This is a genomic window from Caulobacter sp. HJHS_5 (assembly GCF_056683955.1).
In genome coordinates, this window is record NZ_JBWZNC010000005.1 from 24,154 (window position 1) to 39,423 (window position 15,270).

General features: G+C 69.0%; 17 protein-coding genes and 1 pseudogene. 7 read left to right on the forward strand and 11 right to left on the reverse strand.

The window, feature by feature from the left end; all coding sequences use genetic code 11:
- Positions 1 to 165 precede the first annotated feature (165 nt).
- The 3 genes from ACFLIT_RS10570 to ACFLIT_RS10580 all read left to right on the forward strand — a co-directional run bounded on the left by ACFLIT_RS10570 (position 166) and on the right by ACFLIT_RS10580 (position 3,897).
- Entirely contained in the window at positions 166 to 714 is a 549-nt protein-coding gene (locus tag ACFLIT_RS10570) for a hemerythrin domain-containing protein (protein ID WP_479911196.1), read from the forward strand.
- A 43-nt stretch (positions 715 to 757) separates the two neighbouring features.
- Complete coding sequence (locus ACFLIT_RS10575; protein ID WP_479911197.1) at positions 758 to 2,911, forward strand: catalase; 2,154 nt, start codon at positions 758 to 760, stop codon at positions 2,909 to 2,911.
- A 65-nt stretch (positions 2,912 to 2,976) separates the two neighbouring features.
- A complete protein-coding gene (locus ACFLIT_RS10580) occupies positions 2,977 to 3,897 on the forward strand; it encodes a DMT family transporter (RefSeq protein WP_479911198.1) in 921 nt (306 codons plus the stop codon).
- An 84-nt stretch (positions 3,898 to 3,981) separates the two neighbouring features.
- Here ACFLIT_RS10580 and ACFLIT_RS10585 read toward each other — a convergent pair whose 3' ends face one another.
- Positions 3,982 to 4,653, reverse strand: a complete 672-nt coding sequence (locus ACFLIT_RS10585; RefSeq protein ID WP_479911199.1) for a carbonic anhydrase — start codon at positions 4,651 to 4,653, stop codon at positions 3,982 to 3,984.
- Between the two features lie 152 nt (positions 4,654 to 4,805).
- Positions 4,806 to 5,618, reverse strand: a complete 813-nt coding sequence (locus ACFLIT_RS10590; RefSeq protein WP_479911200.1) for a hypothetical protein — start codon at positions 5,616 to 5,618, stop codon at positions 4,806 to 4,808.
- Positions 5,619 to 5,711: 93 nt separating this feature from the next.
- Here ACFLIT_RS10590 and ACFLIT_RS10595 point away from each other — a divergent pair, with 93 nt between their 5' ends.
- A complete protein-coding gene (locus ACFLIT_RS10595) occupies positions 5,712 to 7,049 on the forward strand; it encodes an SLC13 family permease (protein ID WP_479911201.1) in 1,338 nt (445 codons plus the stop codon).
- Between the two features lie 3 nt (positions 7,050 to 7,052).
- On the opposite strand, the gene ACFLIT_RS10600 is transcribed toward ACFLIT_RS10595, so the two are convergent.
- From ACFLIT_RS10600 to ACFLIT_RS10610, 3 genes are all read right to left on the reverse strand, one after another.
- Positions 7,053 to 8,051 (reverse strand): alpha/beta fold hydrolase, encoded by a 999-nt coding sequence (locus ACFLIT_RS10600; RefSeq protein ID WP_479911202.1) that lies wholly within the window; start codon positions 8,049 to 8,051, stop codon positions 7,053 to 7,055.
- Positions 8,048 to 8,683 carry a uracil-DNA glycosylase family protein gene (locus ACFLIT_RS10605; RefSeq protein ID WP_479911203.1) on the reverse strand — a complete coding sequence of 212 codons (636 nt, stop codon included), beginning with the start codon at positions 8,681 to 8,683 and terminating at the stop codon, positions 8,048 to 8,050. Before ACFLIT_RS10605 ends, ACFLIT_RS10600 begins: the two co-directional genes overlap by 4 nt.
- Positions 8,684 to 8,789: 106 nt before the next feature.
- On the reverse strand, positions 8,790 to 9,080 hold the full coding sequence (locus ACFLIT_RS10610) for a DUF3253 domain-containing protein (RefSeq protein WP_479911204.1): 291 nt from the start codon (positions 9,078 to 9,080) through the stop codon (positions 8,790 to 8,792).
- 85 nt (positions 9,081 to 9,165) lie between these two features.
- Between ACFLIT_RS10610 and wrbA the strand changes: the two genes are divergently transcribed.
- Complete coding sequence (wrbA, locus tag ACFLIT_RS10615) at positions 9,166 to 9,768, forward strand: NAD(P)H:quinone oxidoreductase (RefSeq protein ID WP_479911205.1); 603 nt, start codon at positions 9,166 to 9,168, stop codon at positions 9,766 to 9,768.
- Between the two features lie 128 nt (positions 9,769 to 9,896).
- Here the strand turns inward: wrbA and arsC are convergent, their stop codons facing one another.
- From arsC to ACFLIT_RS10640, 5 genes and pseudogenes are all read right to left on the reverse strand, one after another.
- On the reverse strand, positions 9,897 to 10,310 hold the full coding sequence (gene arsC, locus ACFLIT_RS10620) for an arsenate reductase (glutaredoxin) (protein ID WP_479911206.1): 414 nt from the start codon (positions 10,308 to 10,310) through the stop codon (positions 9,897 to 9,899).
- Positions 10,307 to 10,966 carry an aquaporin gene (locus tag ACFLIT_RS10625; RefSeq protein ID WP_479911207.1) on the reverse strand — a complete coding sequence of 220 codons (660 nt, stop codon included), beginning with the start codon at positions 10,964 to 10,966 and terminating at the stop codon, positions 10,307 to 10,309. Before ACFLIT_RS10625 ends, arsC begins: the two co-directional genes overlap by 4 nt.
- Positions 10,966 to 11,295, reverse strand: coding sequence for an ArsR/SmtB family transcription factor (locus ACFLIT_RS10630; RefSeq protein ID WP_479911208.1), 330 nt, complete (start codon positions 11,293 to 11,295; stop codon positions 10,966 to 10,968). The genes ACFLIT_RS10625 and ACFLIT_RS10630 overlap by 1 nt, the downstream gene beginning before the upstream one ends.
- Positions 11,296 to 11,339: 44 nt before the next feature.
- The gene (locus ACFLIT_RS10635; RefSeq protein ID WP_479911516.1) at positions 11,340 to 11,831 is read right to left on the reverse strand and encodes an oxidoreductase; all 492 of its coding nucleotides are present in this window, start codon (positions 11,829 to 11,831) and stop codon (positions 11,340 to 11,342) included.
- 79 nt (positions 11,832 to 11,910) lie between these two features.
- A pseudogene (locus tag ACFLIT_RS10640) lies at positions 11,911 to 12,447 on the reverse strand (SDR family NAD(P)-dependent oxidoreductase); the annotation flags it as partial.
- A 117-nt stretch (positions 12,448 to 12,564) separates the two neighbouring features.
- Between ACFLIT_RS10640 and ACFLIT_RS10645 the strand changes: the two are divergent.
- Positions 12,565 to 12,873, forward strand: a complete 309-nt coding sequence (locus tag ACFLIT_RS10645) for a winged helix-turn-helix transcriptional regulator (protein WP_479911209.1) — start codon at positions 12,565 to 12,567, stop codon at positions 12,871 to 12,873.
- Positions 12,874 to 12,878: 5 nt separating this feature from the next.
- On the opposite strand, the gene ACFLIT_RS10650 is transcribed toward ACFLIT_RS10645, so the two are convergent.
- A complete protein-coding gene (locus ACFLIT_RS10650) occupies positions 12,879 to 13,010 on the reverse strand; it encodes a hypothetical protein (protein WP_479911210.1) in 132 nt (43 codons plus the stop codon).
- Positions 13,011 to 13,189: 179 nt separating this feature from the next.
- On the opposite strand from ACFLIT_RS10650, the gene ACFLIT_RS10655 reads away from it, so the two are divergent.
- Positions 13,190 to 15,262, forward strand: a complete 2,073-nt coding sequence (locus ACFLIT_RS10655) for a TonB-dependent siderophore receptor (protein ID WP_479911211.1) — start codon at positions 13,190 to 13,192, stop codon at positions 15,260 to 15,262.
- The last annotated feature ends 8 nt before the right edge of the window (positions 15,263 to 15,270 follow it).

A 15,270-nucleotide genomic window follows, 5' to 3' on the forward strand; every position in this document is an offset into this window, starting at 1 on the left:
CAACTCGGAGCGCCGCTCGTGTTGAGAAAATCCACGTCGATGCAAACCCCTGGGGCGCGGCCGGTTCCACTGGCGCCTCGAGAGAAAAAACTGTCGGAGAGATGACTCAGGAACGGCCTGCTCGCTGTCGGGTTGTGAAGCGCGACACAGCACAGCGAGGGGCTCATGGCCGTCACCAGCAAGACCAAAGCCACGCGCAAGGCCGCGCGCGCCGCAAAACCGAAATCCGCATCCAAGCCCGCCGCTGCGCCCGACGCGCTCGCCCTGCTCGAAGCCGACCACCGCGAAGTCGAAGCCTGGTTCGAGCAGTACGACGACCTGACCGAAGACGCGGACAAGAAGGCCTTGGCCGACAAGATCTGCCTGGCCCTGAAGGTGCACGCCCAGATCGAGGAAGAGCTGTTCTACCCGCCGGCTCGCGAGAAGACCGGCGACTTCGACCTGCTGGACGAAGCCACCGTCGAACACATGGGCGCGAAGAACCTGGTCGCCCAGATCGAGGCCATGGCTCCCGGCCAGCCGCTGTACGACGCCAAGGTCAAGGTGCTGGGCGAACAGGTCCGTCACCACGTCGAGGAGGAGGAGGGCGAACTCTTCCCGGAGGTGCGCGCCACCGATCTCGACCTCGTCGATCTCGGCCAGAAGCTCGCCGCCCGCAAGGCCGAGCTGATGGCGATGCTCGCTCCGCCGCCCGCGCTCGCCCCTCTCGCCTAACTCGCTTCCCTTCAGTCAGGCGCACAGCGCCGCGAGGATCATCATGGCCAAGACCACCAAGCCCCAGCCGGCCGACCCCAAGGCCGCGCGCCAAGCCACCGCCGGCGAGCCGCCCGCCACCACGCCCCCAACCGCTCTCGGCGCCGGGGCCGAACTGCATCAGCAGGCCGACGGCGTCGACACCTTGCTGACCACCAACCAGGGCGTCCCGATCAGCGACAATCAGAACTCGCTGAAGGCCGGCCCGCGCGGCCCGGTGCTGCTGCAGGACTTCATCCTGCGCGAAAAGATCATGCACTTCGACCACGAGCGTATTCCCGAGCGCGTGGTCCATGCCCGGGGCTCGGCGGCGCACGGCTTCTTCGAATGCCTGGACGACTGCTCGGACATCACCCGCGCCGCCTTCCTCGGCGAGGTCGGCAAGCGCACGCCGGTGTTCACCCGCTTCTCCACCGTCGCCGGCAACAAGGGCTCGTTCGATCTGGCGCGGGACGTTCGCGGCTTCGCGGTGAAGTTCTACACCGACGAGGGAAACTTCGATCTCGTCGGCAACAACATCCCGGTTTTCTTCATCCAGGACGCCATCAAGTTCCCCGACCTGGTCCACGCCGCCAAACAGGATCCCGACCGCGAGTTCCCCCAGGCCCAGACCGCGCACGACACCTTCTGGGACTACATCTCGCTGACCCCCGAAAGCATGCACATGATCATGTGGATCATGTCCGACCGGGCGATCCCGCGCAGCTACCGGATGATGGAAGGCTTCGGGGTCCACACCTTCCGCCTGGTCAACGCCGAGGGCGCCTCCACCTTCGTCAAGTTCCATTGGCGGCCCAAGCTCGGCGCCCAATCGGTGGTCTGGGATGAGGCGGTGAAGATCAACGGCGCCGATCCGGATTTCCACCGTCGCGATCTCTGGGAAGCCATCGAGGCCGGCGATTTCCCCGAATACGAATTCTGCCTGCAGACCTTCACCGCCGAACAGGCTGAGCAGTTCGGCTTCGACGTCCTCGACGCCACCAAGATCATCCCCGAGGAGGTCATTCCCCTGCGCGTCGTCGGCCGCATGGTGCTCGACCGCAACCCGGACAACTTCTTCGCCGAGACCGAGCAGGTCGCCTACTGCGCCAGCCACGTGGTGCCCGGCATCGACTTCACCAACGACCCGCTGCTGCAGGGCCGGCTGTTCTCCTATCAGGACACCCAGCTGAAGCGCCTGGGCTCGCCGAACTTCCACCAGATCCCGATCAACCAGCCGCGTTGCCCGTTCCACAACCTGCAGCGCGACGGCCATATGCAGATGGCCGTCCCCAGGGGACAGGTGAACTACGAGCCGTCCAGCCTCGGGCCGGACATCAAGCACGAGGACGCTCAGGGCGGCTATCGCACCTTCCCCAATCCCGAAGCCGGCGAACAACTGCGCGTGCGGTCGGAGACGTTCGCCGATCACTACACCCAGGCGCGCCTGTTCTTCCGCAGCCAGACTGCGCCCGAGCAGAACCACATCGTTTCGGCCCTGGTGTTCGAGCTTTCGAAGTGCGTCGTGCCCCGCGTTCGCCAGGCCATGCTGTCGCGCCTCGTCCACATCGACGAGACCCTGGCCCTGCGCGTGGCCGGCGGCCTCGGCATGCTGGAGCCGATCACCCCGGCGGAGGCGCCCGTGCCGGCGAGCGACATGGACCCCTCCCCCGCCCTCAGCATCGTCGCCAAGACGCCGCCGACCCTGGAAGGTCGCAAGATCGGCTGCCTGGTCAGCGACGGCGTGGACGACGCCCTGATCGGCGAACTCAGGGCCGCGGTCGGGGCGGCCGGCGCCAGGCTGCAGTTGATCGGTCCTAAGATCGGCGGCGTCGTCACCGCCGCGGGCGAGCAGATGCCGGTCGACCACAAGGTCGAGGGCGGCCCTTCGGTGCTGTTCGACGCCGTCGTCCTCGCCCCCTCCTTGGAGGGCGGCGCCAAGCTGGCGACGATGTCGGAGGCGGTGAACTTCGTGCGCGACGCCTTCGGCCACCTGAAGGTGATCGCCTACCTGCCGACCGCGACGCCGCTGTTCGTCAAGGGCGGCCTCGCCGAGGCCACGCCCGACGCCGACCCCGGCGTGATCTCGCTCGCCACGGCCTCGGTCGACGACTTCATCACCACCGCCGCGTCGGGCCGCATCTGGGCCCGCGAGCCCACGGTGCGCGACGTGCCCTAAACGCCGCCGCCCGGGCGGCGGCGCACGAGGTTGCGCGCCGTCGCCCGGTCTGCTTCACCGGGCGCATGCCGTCCAAGCCGTTCTCCGTCTGGCGCGCCGCGCCCCTGCTGCTGACGCTGAGCGTGCTGTTCTGGGCCGGCAACTCCATCGTCGGCCGGGCGCTGGCGAACTCGATCCCGCCGTTCAGCCTGTCGTTCTGGCGCTGGTTCGTCGCCCTGTTGCTGGTCACGCCCTTCGCCTGGCGCGGCCTCAAGGCCGACCTGCCGGAGCTTCGCCGCCGTTGGCTGATGATCTTCGCCCTGGCCCTCACCGGGGTCACCACCTTCGGCGCCCTGCTCTACTTCGGCCTGCACACCACCACGGCGCTGAACAGCATTCTGCTGCAGGCGGCCATCCCGGCCCTGGTCATGCTGCTCGGCTGGCTGGCCCTCGGCGAACGCACCGGTCGCGGCGAGGTCGCGGGCATCGCCCTTTCCATGCTCGGCGTCGTCGCGGTCATCACCCAGGGCCGCCCCTGGGACCTGCTGCACGTCGGGCTCAACATCGGCGACGGCCTGATCGCCATCGCCGTCGTGCTCTACGCCGCCTACTCCCTGCTGCTGAAGCGGCGGCCGGCCGTCTCGCCCCTCAGCCTGCTGTGGGCGATCAGCGCCGCCTCGACCCTGCTGCTGGCGCCCTTCTTCCTCGCCGACGTCGTCACCGGCCAGACGCAGCCGATCACCCCGGCGGTCATCGGCGGCGTCGCCTATGTCGCGGTCTTCCCGTCGTTCCTGGCCTATCTGTTCTACAATCGCGGCGTCGAGCTGATCGGCCCCGCCCGCGCCACCCAGTTCATGCACCTGCAGCCGGTGTTCGGCGCGGTCCTCGCCGTGCTGCTGCTCGGCGAACGCTTCCACGCCTTCCACGCCGCCGGCCTCGCCCTCATCGCCGCCGGCATCGGCCTCAGCACCTGGGCCGCGCGGCGGGCGGCGGCGCGAACGCCCTAGCTCCCGTCTCGCGGTCTTGGAAGCCTCGAAACGGAAAGGGCGGACCTGAGCCCGCCCCAAAACCGTCGTCCCGGTCCGCCGGCCTTAGTCATGATCGTGGGTGTGCAGCGCCAGGTGCTTGGCCACCTCGGCGGCGTAGACCTTGCTCACCGGCTCGAAGGTCTCGCCCTCTTCATTGTAGGCGTACACCTCGCCGTCGGCGATGTCGTAGACCCAGCCGTGCAGGCGCAGGTCGCCGCGCGCCAGGCGCACCGCCACGGCCGGGTGGGTGCGCAGGTGCGCCAGCTGCAGCATCACGTTCTGCTCCAGCAGCAGCAGGTCGCGGGCGTCGTCGTCCAGGTCCTTGCCCAGCTCGTTGGTGATGTCGACGGCCGCCTTTGAGTACGACAGCCACTCCTTCACGTGCGGCAGGGCGTCCAGCGCGTCCAGGTTCATGGCGCCCTTCATGGCGCCGCACTTGGTGTGACCGCAGACCACGATGTGCGGCACGCTCAAGGCCACGCAGGCGTATTCGATGGCCGCCGTGGTCGCGCCCGCGCCCTGGAAGTGCGGCGGCACGATGTTGCCGGCGTTGCGCACGATGAACAGGTCGCCCGGCTGGCTCTGGGTCAGCATGCCGGTTTCGATGCGCGAATCCGAGCAGGTGATGAACAGGGCTTCCGGCGACTGACCCTTGGCCAGCTTTTCGAATAGGGCCGTATTACCCGGGAACACTTCTTGCTGAAATTTGACAACACCGGCGGCGAACTTCGGCATGACTTGCGGCTCGTTCCTATGGATGACTTTGACCGCCGGGCGAAACAATCTCCCGTGGCCGCCACAATGAATATAAGAACCCGCGCTGCACTTGCAGTTTCAAATTGTTGCGCCGGACAACCTCGCGCGAGCATTGCGGCGCGCCTTCGGACTTAACCCCGTCGCCACTCGCGCAGCAGCTTGCCGGACGCGTCCTCCATCGCCACCCGATCGACGTCCGCGGCGGCGACGCAGACGGGCTCGACATCGGCGCTGGGCGATTGGCAGCGGATGGAACGGCCGTCCGGGAAGGCCACGAGGCGCCCTTCGATCAACAGGCGATAGCCGCCGACCGGCGGCTCGGGAACCGGATCGCCCCGCAGCGTGAGTTCATAGGCCCGCCCGTCGCGGCGGCCGACGCGGGATCCCCCGGTCTTGAACACCGCGGCGAGGCCCGAGACCGGGGCGGTGGCGATCGCGCCGGGCGCCGCCGGCTCCGTCGCCGGCCTGATCGTCGGGGTGGGGCAACCGTCGGCCAGCAGCCAGGGACGGCTCAGCCAGAAGCCTTCCACCGCCTCCCACGCCCCGCCGGCGCCGGCCAGCACGGGAGCGTTCGTCCAGTCCGCCGGCGTCAGGCGGATTTCGATGGTCCTGCGCTCCGGGTCGGGGTTCCATCTCGCCTCCCCTTCACGGCTCTGAGCGGCGGGCCCGGCGCAGCCGAACGGCTGGCGGATGGTGAACTGCCGCCCCGTGAGCGACTCGGCCGCGTCGGTCTGGCCGGCGGCGTAGGCCGAGCGGGCGGCGGCGATGGCGCTCAGCAGGTCGAGTCGCCCCAGGGTCGGGGGCGTCAGGGCCGGAGCCGGGGTCGGCGGCGGCGCCGCGACCGGCGGCGCGGAGGGCGTCTCGGCTTTACGGTCGCACCCCGCCAGGGCCAGCCCCAGCACGGCGCACGACACGCCGAAGCGCAGGTCGATCGCCTTGAACATGGCACGTCCCTACCACGCGACGGCGCCGAAGCTAGGGCGGCGGGCGAAATTTTCCGATTGACCTCGCCGCCGGGGCCACGCTGCAAAGGGGGCATGACCTTTGACCAGATCGTCGCGCTGGTCGTGCTTGTCGGCGTCGTGGGACTGATGATCCACGGGCGGATGCGGGCCGACGTCGTCGCCTTGATGGGCGCCGCCGTGCTGCTCGTGCTCGGCGTCGTGCGCCCGGTGGAGGTGCAGGGCGCCTTCGCCAGCCCCGCCGTGATCGCCTTGGCGGGGCTGTTCGTGATCGCCTACGCGATCGAGCTCTCCGGCCTGCTCGGCCTCCTGATCCGCCAGGCCACGCGCATGTCCTCGCGGATCGGCGCGCTGGGAATCTGGATCGTCATCGGCCTCTGCGGTTCGGTGGGCGGCTTTCTCAACAACACGCCGGTGGTGGTCCTCGCCGCCCCGGTGATCCGCGACGTCGCCCGCTCCCTCGGCCTGTCGCCCAAGCGGTTCCTGATGCCGCTCAGCCATGTCACCGTCATGGGCGGGCTCCTCACCCTCATCGGCACCTCCACCAATCTGCTGGTCAACGACATGGCCCGCAACGCCGGCCAGCCGGTCTTCAGCCTGTTCGAGATCACGCCCGTCGGCCTGGTCATCGCCTCCGTCGGCGGCCTCTGGCTGTACTTCGTCGGGGCCCGTCAGCTGCAGGGCGCCGCCGCGCGCGAGGAGTCCGACGCCCCGTCCCGACCGCGCCTGCGCCTGGGCGAGGCCCGCAACCTGCCCGACGGCTCGGGCGACGCCGCCCTCGGCGACGTCGCGCTGTACGGCGCAGCCGATCGCCCGTTCCGCCTGCGGCCGGCGCTGCTGTCCTTCCTGGTCTTCGCCGGGGTCATCGCCTCGGCGGCCTTCGGCTGGGCGCCCATCGCGGCGGCCGCCTTCGCCGGCGCCGTGGTCCTGATCCTCATCAAGGTCATCACGCCGGACGAGGCCTATGCCGGCCTGCGTCCCGAAATCCTGCTGCTGATCGCCGGCATGGTCGTGATCGGCACCGCCATGGAGATCACCGGCCTCGCCGCCTCCGCCGCCGGACGCCTGATCGACGTCATCCGCCCCCTGGGTCCCCTCGGCGCCCTGGCGGTGCTCTATGGGGTCACGCTGTTCGCCACCGAACTGCTGTCGAACGCCACCGTCGCCGTGCTGATGACCCCGATCGCCGTCGCCCTGGCCGAAAGCCTGGGGGTGGACCCCCGTCCGTTCCTGGTGGCGGTGATGATGGCGGCCTCGGCGGCCTTCGCGACCCCCTTCGGCTACCAGACCAACGTGCTCGTCTACAACATGGCCGGCTACAGCTACCTGGACTTCGTCCGCGTCGGCCTGCCGCTGAATCTCGCCACCTGGGCGGCCGCCATGATCGCCATCCCGATCTTCTTCCCCTTCTAGGCCTCACACCTTCCGTCTCGGCAGGTTGCGGATCGGCGGCGGGTTCGAGGGCAGCGGCGCGCTCGGGTCGCGGATGAACGCCGCCACGTCCTCCATCACCCGCTGACGCTGCCGGTCGATCAGCAGCAGGTGGTAGCCGTGCTCGTAATAGGCCGTCCGGTCGGTCGGCTTCAGCCGCCGCGCCGCCTGTTCGGTGGGCTCGCGCGGGATCACGTCGTCCAGCGCGCCGTAGAAATAGCCCACCGGCGGGTCGATCTTCCCGGCGCCCGACCAGGCGATATCCATCAGGCGGACCAGACCCCACATGGTGTCGAAGCGTGACCCCCAGATCATCAGCGGGTCGCGCCCCATGCGGATCAGCTCCTCGGTATTGTCCGAGGCCCGCACATTGCGCAGCACCCATTCGGGCGGATTGATCACCCGCGAGCCGATGGTGTGCGAGGTCAGCCACAGGGCCGTCTTGTTGGGCAGCGGCTGGACCGACCAGCCCCAGACCCCCGGCGCCAGCAGCACCACCCGGTCGGCGGCCGGCGGCCGGTCGGAGGCGAAGGCCGCGATGGTCACGGAGCCGCCCATGCTCACCCCGGCGACGACGATCCTCGCCCTGGGATGCCGCTGGCGCACCAGGTCGACGCAGACCCGCAGGTCCTCGGTCATCACCTCGGCCGGCGCCCACACCCCGCGCCCGGGCGAGCGGCCGAAGCCGCGCTGGTCGAAGGCGTAGGTGGCCATCCCCTGCTCGGCCCACCACGGGGCAGCCAGGTGGAAGGTGTTGGAATAGTCGTTGAAGCCGTGCAGCCCGACGATCACCGTCTCCGGCTCGACAACGGTCATCCAGCTCGTCAACCCCAGGCGCGCGCCGTCGTAGCTGACGAAGGCGTCGTCCTCGAGCCTCGGCCCCGAAAATCCCAGGCCCGGCGTCGCGATGGTCTGCACCGCCGGCGCACAGGCGGCGGCGGCCAGCGGCAGGCCCAGTCCAGCGAGGAACGTGCGGCGTCTCATCGGCCCAACATCATTGCGACACGTTGGCGAAGATAGGGCGTCACCTCGTCCTCGAACCAGGGATTGCGCCTCAGCCAGGCGGTGTTGCGCCAGGACGGATGGGGCATGACCAGCACATTGTCCGGCAGGTACTCGCGCCAGGCCGCGACCGTGTCGGTCATCGTGGCCTTCACCCGGTCGCCCAGCGCCCAGGCCTGGGCATAGCCGCCGACCAGCAGGGTCAGCTCCATCCGCGGCAGGGCCTGCATCAGCCGCCGCCGCCACAGATCGGCGCAGCGCGGGGGCGGCGGAAAGTCCCCGCCCTTGGGATTGGTTCCCGGAAAGCAGAAGGCCATGGCCGCCACCCCGATGGCCGGGCCGTAGAAGGTCTCGCGGTCGACGCCCATCCATTGCCGCAGCCGGTCGCCCGAGGGATCGTCGAACGGCAGGCCGCTCTCATGCACCCGCCGCCCCGGCGCCTGGCCGCAGATCAACAGCCGCGTCTCGGCCGTCACCCGCACCACCGGCCGCGGCTCGTGCGGCAACTCCGCCGCGCAGGCCCGGCAAGCGCGGATTTCGGCGAGGATCGCGCTCAAGCTCCCTTCTCCCTCGAAGGGGGAAGGGTCGGGGATGGGGGTGTCGGCAAAGCTCATCCAAACAAACTCAACAGGCGGCGCCCCCACAGACCCGAACCGAAACTCGGTGCGATCACCCCCGCCCCGCCCCCGCCCCTCCCCCTTCGAGGGAGAGGGGGAGGAGCTAGTCCTCATCGTCCTCAACCGCCGCCCCGCTGGGAATGACATCCCCCTCCAGCGGCAGCCGCAGCCGATAGACCCCGCGGAACCGTTCCGGGTCAGCCGGCTTGTTATGGCGCAGGATCACGATCTGACCGGTCTTGGCCAGGTTCACCGCCTCGACCCGCACATGGCCCAGCCGATGCCGCCAGCTGTCCGGATCGACGCGCTTGGCCACGTTCATGGGGTCGATGCTCTTGCCGGCCGGAACCTCGGCCAGCAGGGCGAGGATGGCGTCTTCAATCGGTGAGGTCATGATTATTTCGCAACAGTGATAGTGACAGATCGCCGAAACGGCCCTATCCATGTCGTGCAGTTAGTCACCCAAGCCGGAGGCCGCCATGCCTAAAGTTCTCGTTCTCTACTATTCGTCCTACGGTCACATCGAGGCCATGGCGAAGGCCGTCGCCGAAGGCGCCCGCGAAGTCGAAGGCGCCGTGGTCGACATCAAGCGCGTGCCCGAGACCGCGCCGCCGGAAGTGGCCAAGAACGCCGGCTTCAAGCTCGACCAGGAAGCCCCCGTCGCCACGGTCGACGATCTGGTGAACTACGACGCCATCCTGGTCGGCGTCGGCACCCGCTACGGCCGCCTCGCCTCGCAGATGGCGGCGTTCTGGGATCAGACCGGCCCGCTGTGGGCCAAGGGCGCCCTGGTCGGCAAGGTCGGCGGGTCCTTCACCTCCACCGCCACCCAGCACGGCGGCCAGGAGCTGACCCAGTTCTCCATCCTGACTAACCTCTTCCACCACGGCCTGCGCATCGTCGGCCTGCCCTACGCCTTCGCCGGCCAGATGGGCGTCGACAAGATCCGCGGCGGCAGCCCCTACGGCGCCTCCACCATCACCGGCGGCGACGGCCTGCGCATGCCCGACGAAGACGAACTGGCCGGCGCCCGCTGGCAGGGCCGCTACGCCGCCGAAACCGCGAAAGCGATCTTCGGCTAAAAGCCCGCTTGTCCCTGAAATCCTCATCCTGAGCTTGTCGAAGGACGAGGATTTCACTCACCGCCCTGCGTCGCCTCGTCCTTCGACAAGCTCAGGATGAGGCGATTGCAGACGCGGAGCCGCGACCGCTATTTCACCTTCACCACCTCGCCGTCCTCCTTGGTGAAGCTCTCCGGCCGCCGCTCGAGCAGCTCCAGCACCACCTCCGACGGCCGGCACACCTTCACGCCCAGCGGCGTGCGCACGATGGGCCGCTGCACCAGGATCGGGTGCTCCACCATCGCGGCCAGGATCTCCTCGTCCGTCGCCTCCGGCGCCAGCAGCCCCAGCGCCTCGGCGGGCGTCCCCTTCTCCCGCAACAGCTCGCGCGGCGTCATCCGCAAGCCGGCCAGCAGGTCCTTCAGCTGCGGCTCGGTCCAGCCCGCGATCAGATACTCGACCACGGTCGGCGCGTAGCCCGCCGCCTGGATCATCGCCAGCGTGTTGCGCGAGGTGCCGCACTTCGGATTGTGGAAGATGGTGATCGGAAACGCGTCGCTCATGCGGTTGCGGGCTCCTTGAACAGCCAGCCGAACACGCCGGCGGCAATGGCGGCGCCCATCGCCTGGGCGGCGATGAAGGCGGGGGCGGACGCCGGCGCGATGCCGGCGAAGGTGTCGCTCAACGTCCGCGCCAGGGTCACGGCCGGATTGGCGAAGGCGGTCGAGCCGGTGAACCAATAGGCGGCGGTGATGTAGAGGCCAACGTTCATCGGCGTCGTCGCCGGGGCGAAACGCAGGCTGCCGAGGATCACCCCGACCAGGCCGAAGGCGGCGACCGTTTCCGACAGCGCCTGAGCCGGCCCGTCCCGCAGATGGGTCGAGACCTGCCACAGCGGCTCGGCGAACATGGCGTGGGCCAGCACGACGCCCGCGACGGCGCCCGCCGTCTGCACCGCGACATAGCCGGCGGCCGTCGCCGGATTCAGCGCGCGCCGCGCGACGAACACCAGCGTCACCGCCGGATTGAAATGCGCCCCCGACACCGGCCCGAACACGGAAATGAGCACCACTAGCGCCGCGCCGGTCGCCAGGGTGTTGCCCAGCAACGCCAAGGCCGCGTTCCCACCGGCCAGGCGTTCGCCCATGATCCCCGAGCCGATGACCACGGCCAGCAAAAGCGCCGTCCCCAGCCCCTCCGCGACCAGCCGTCGAACCATCAGCGGCACGCCACGGCGGTCGTCACCGGCGCGCAGGCCTCCAGCCTGCCCTGGCAGCAGTCTTCCATCAGGAACTGCACCAGATCGCGCACCTGGTCGAACTCGACAGCGTAGACGATCGAGCGGCCGTCGCGCCGCGCGGCGATCAGCCCGGCCCGCGCCAGGATCGCCAGCTGCGCCGACATGGTGTTGGCCGGCGTCTCCAGCCGCCGGGCGATCTCGCCGGCCGCCGCGCCCTCCGCCCCCGCCTGGATCAACAGGCGAAACACCGCCAGGCGCCCCGGGTGCGCCAGGGCGGCCAAAGTCTCTATGGCGCCGTTAGATTCCATATTTCGTGTAATATGGAATTATCTCGCGCGATGCAAGCGACCTCTCAGACGGTCGGCGTCGTGCCCCCGTCGATCACGAATTCCGCGCCGTGCAGCGTCGCCGCGCGGTCGCCCGCGACGAAGGCGATCAGGTCGGCGACCTCCTCCGGCGTGTTCGGCCGCCCCACCGGAACGCCGCCGAGGGCGCGCATCAGCCCCTCGCGGGCGCTGGCGACATCGCCGCCCTCCGCCGCCGCCAGCCGCTCGATCATGCGGGCCGCGGCGTCGGTCTCGGTGAAGCCCGGCGCGACGCTGAGCACGCGTACTCCCTGCGGCCCCACCTCGTTCGACAGCGCCTTGCTGTAGTTGCTCAGCGCCGCCTTGGCGGCCGCGTAGGCCAGCGTCGACTCATACAGCGGCAGGGTCCGCTGGATCGAACTCACATGCACGACGACGCCGTAGCCCTGCGCGATCATCGCGGGCAGCAGCGCCCGGTCGAGGCGTACGGCGGCCAGCAGGTTCTGGTTGAGCGCGTCGGCCCAATGGCCGTCGTTCAGCGCCGCGAACCCGCCGCCCGGCGCCGGAGCCGCCGACGTTGTGGATCACCAGGTCCACGCCGCCGAACTGGGCGAGCACCGCTTCGGCGACCTCGGCGGCGCCCTCGGCCGTGGCGAGGTCGGCCGCCTTGAAGAGCTCGGGCCGCCCCAGCCCCTCCGGCCTCGTCCGCGCGGTGCGGAATACGCTCGCCCCCGCGTCCGCCAGCCGGCGCGCCACGGCCGCGCCGATCCCTTGCGTGCCCCCTGTCACCAGCACCCGGCGCCCCAGGAACTCGGCGTTCGCCGGCCGGGGAACGATCTCCAGCTCGGCGATCGCTCCGGCGTCCAGCCTGAAGCGGTAGCGCAGGTCCGCGCGCCGTCCGGGGAAGTCGCCCGTCACATGCGCCGTCACCGTCCCGCCGTCCGGCGTCGCCTCGAAGCTGCGCGGCTCGGCGTGGAAGCTGTAGCGCCGCCGCGTCTCCTCGGCCCAGGCCTTCACGGCTTCGCGTCCGCGATGATCCTGCTTTTCGTCGCGCACCAGCGCCGCTTCGCTGAAACCGGCCGCTACGGCGGCCGGGTCGTCGCCGTTCGCGGCCCGGAAGTAGTCGACGATGGGTTGGGGCAGTTTCACGGTCATGGCGCGGGTCCTCGCTGGTGGGGACCGTCGAATTGGGTCTATACTGCGCACATGGCAAGAACTGACAAAATTGTAGGGTACTCACCCACAGGTAAGCTGGACGACGTCACCCCCGACATGGCGGCGACCGGCGTCGAAGCCGCCTTCCGCATGCTGGAGGGGCGCTGGAAGATGGTCATCGTCTTCCATCTCTTCGCCAAGGCGGTGCTGCGCTTCTCCGAGCTGGAGCGCGCGATCCCCGGCGTCTCGCAGAAGATGCTGATCCAGCAGCTGCGCGATCTCGAAGCCGACGGCATCGTCGAGCGGACGGTCTACCCGCAGGTGCCGCCCCGGGTGGAATACCGCCTCACCGAATGGGGCCAGGCCATGTGCCCCGCCCTCGACGCCCTGCTCGAATGGGCCGCTCAGCGTCCGCCGGCGGATTAGCGCGCCTACTTCGGCGCCAGTTCGAACACGCCGTTGGCGCTCGCCCGCACCACGATTTCGCCGGCCTCCATCGGGGCCATGCCCGCCGGGATCGGCGACGGCGCCTCGCCCGCCATGGCCGGACGCACCCGCACCATGCGCAACAGATTCAGGATCGCGCAAAGCGCTTGCTTGTGCGAAGCAATATCGACTGCTATTGCGAGGAATTCGCATTTGCAGGACGGTGCGGTCGGTCGCGCCCGCCTTATTTCAGGGGATAAACTTGCGCTTTAGACTGAGCTTGCTGGCGGGCGTCGCCCTCATGGGCGCCGCGAACATGGCCCACGCGCAAGAGACCGCGACCGTCGACGAGGTGGTCGTCACCGGCCTCTACACCGTCGACAAGAAGATCGACACCGCCACCGGCCTCGGGCTGTCGGTGCGCGAAACGCCGCAGTCGGTGACGGTCATCACCCAACAGCGCATCAAGGACCAGAACCTCTCCACCATCTCCGACGTCGTGCGCAACACGGCCGGCGTCTCGATGATCGAGGTCGACGATGTGCGCAACGTGTTCAACGCCCGCGGCTTCGAGATCAAGAACTACCAGATCGACGGCGTGCCGACCTCATGGTCGCTGGCCGGCGATTCCGGCGAAACCGTCGCCGACGTCTCGATCTACGAGCGCATCGAGATCGTCCGCGGCGCCACCGGCCTGCTGACCGGCGCGGGCGATCCCTCGGGCTCCATCAACCTCGTGCGCAAGCACGCCGACAGCCGCGAGTTCAAGGGCTCGGTCACCGGGACCCTGGCCAGTTGGAACAAGGCCCGCGTCGAGACCGACCTCTCGGGCGCGCTGAACGACGGGCGGATCCGGGGCCGCCTCGTCGCCAAGTACGAACAGGGCGACACCTATTTCGACCGCCAGAGCACCGAGAAGCACGTGCTCTACGGCGTCGTGGAAGCCGATCTCACCGACTCCACCCTGCTACGCGCCGGCGCCAGCTCGCAGGTCACCGCGCCGAACGCCGCCTTCTGGGGCGCCCTGCCCACCTTCTACACCGACGGCGGCCTGACCAGGCTGCCCGTCTCCACCAATACGGCCGCCAACTGGGCGTACTGGGACACCGAGAACACCAACGTCTTCGCCAACCTGCAGCACACCTTCGCCAACAACTGGCGGCTGAGCGTCAACTACAACCGGCTGCTCAACGAGCAGAACTCGCAGCTGTTCTACGTCTTCGGCAGCCTCGACCGCGCCACCGGCCTCGGCCTGGCGACCTACCCCTACAAGGCCAACGGCCAGACCACCCAGGACAGCCTGGATGTCCAGCTGCACGGCGACTACGCGCTGTTCGGCCGCGAGCATGAGCTGACCGTCGGCGCCCTGGCCAGCAAGCAGGTGTCGGACGTCTCCTACTTCGTGGCCGGCGGCCCCAACGCCTTCGCGCCGATGACCGACCTCTTCACCTTCAACGGCGACTTCCCGAAGCCGGATTTCGCCGCCGCCCCGACCCAGTACACCGACAACGAGACCAAGCAGTCGGGCGTCTTCGTGGCCACCCGCCTCAACATCTCCGACCAACTGAAGGTGATCGGCGGCGCCCGCCTTTCCCAGTGGGAGCGCAACGGCATCAACGGCGGCGCGGCCGAGAGCTACAAGTCGGACGACGTCGTCATCCCCTACGTCGGCGTGCTCTACGACCTGACGGCGAACCACCGCCTCTACGGCAGCTACACGGAAATCTTCCAGCCTCAGAACCTGCGCGACATCGACGCCAAGGTGCTCGATCCCATCAAGGGCAAGGCCTACGAGATCGGCCTCAAGAGCGCGTTCCTGAACGACAACCTGCAGTCGTCGCTCTCGGTCTTCAAGATCGAGCAGGATGGCCTCGGCCAGCCGACGGGTCAGACGGTTCCGGGATCGTCTCCGCCGGAACAGGCCTACCGGGCCTCCCAAGGCGCCGAGAGCCAGGGCTTCGAATACGAACTGCTCGGCCGCGTGCAGCCGAACTGGGACGTCAGCGCCGCCTACGCCCAGTTCGAGGTCGAAGACGCCAACGGCGCCAAGGTCAACACCGACCAGCCGCGCAAGAGCTTCGCGGTGTTCACCACCTATCGCTTCGAAGGCCCGCTGGAAGGCCTGAGCATCGGCGGCGGCGTAAACTGGCGCAGCACCATCTATTCCCTGGCCGCCAACCCGGTCAGCGGCGCCCCCACGCGGATCGAACAGAAATCGTTCGCCCTGGTGAATCTGATGGCGCGCTACAGGTTCACCGACGACCTGTCGGTGCAGGTCAATGTCGACAACCTCTTCGACGAGACCTACCGCAGCCAGATCAGTTACTTCAGCCAATATCGCTACGGCGCGCCGCGTAACTACACAGTGTCGCTGACCAAGGCCTTCTAGGACGGACG

Coding starts and splice junctions, on each gene's coding strand:
- ACFLIT_RS10630 (WP_479911208.1), bottom strand. CDS start 11,295: ATGGAATCTAACGGCGCCATAGAGACTTTGGCCGCCCTGGCGCACCCG.
- ACFLIT_RS10575 (WP_479911197.1), top strand. CDS start 758: ATGGCCAAGACCACCAAGCCCCAGCCGGCCGACCCCAAGGCCGCGCGC.
- ACFLIT_RS10650 (WP_479911210.1), bottom strand. CDS start 13,010: ATGGTGCGGGTGCGTCCGGCCATGGCGGGCGAGGCGCCGTCGCCGATC.
- ACFLIT_RS10625 (WP_479911207.1), bottom strand. CDS start 10,966: ATGGTTCGACGGCTGGTCGCGGAGGGGCTGGGGACGGCGCTTTTGCTG.
- ACFLIT_RS10600 (WP_479911202.1), bottom strand. CDS start 8,051: ATGAGACGCCGCACGTTCCTCGCTGGACTGGGCCTGCCGCTGGCCGCC.
- ACFLIT_RS10590 (WP_479911200.1), bottom strand. CDS start 5,618: ATGTTCAAGGCGATCGACCTGCGCTTCGGCGTGTCGTGCGCCGTGCTG.
- ACFLIT_RS10645 (WP_479911209.1), top strand. CDS start 12,565: ATGGCGGCGACCGGCGTCGAAGCCGCCTTCCGCATGCTGGAGGGGCGC.
- arsC (WP_479911206.1), bottom strand. CDS start 10,310: ATGAGCGACGCGTTTCCGATCACCATCTTCCACAATCCGAAGTGCGGC.
- wrbA (WP_479911205.1), top strand. CDS start 9,166: ATGCCTAAAGTTCTCGTTCTCTACTATTCGTCCTACGGTCACATCGAG.
- ACFLIT_RS10595 (WP_479911201.1), top strand. CDS start 5,712: ATGACCTTTGACCAGATCGTCGCGCTGGTCGTGCTTGTCGGCGTCGTG.
- ACFLIT_RS10580 (WP_479911198.1), top strand. CDS start 2,977: ATGCCGTCCAAGCCGTTCTCCGTCTGGCGCGCCGCGCCCCTGCTGCTG.
- ACFLIT_RS10585 (WP_479911199.1), bottom strand. CDS start 4,653: ATGCCGAAGTTCGCCGCCGGTGTTGTCAAATTTCAGCAAGAAGTGTTC.
- ACFLIT_RS10610 (WP_479911204.1), bottom strand. CDS start 9,080: ATGACCTCACCGATTGAAGACGCCATCCTCGCCCTGCTGGCCGAGGTT.
- ACFLIT_RS10605 (WP_479911203.1), bottom strand. CDS start 8,683: ATGAGCTTTGCCGACACCCCCATCCCCGACCCTTCCCCCTTCGAGGGA.
- ACFLIT_RS10570 (WP_479911196.1), top strand. CDS start 166: ATGGCCGTCACCAGCAAGACCAAAGCCACGCGCAAGGCCGCGCGCGCC.
- ACFLIT_RS10655 (WP_479911211.1), top strand. CDS start 13,190: ATGGCCCACGCGCAAGAGACCGCGACCGTCGACGAGGTGGTCGTCACC.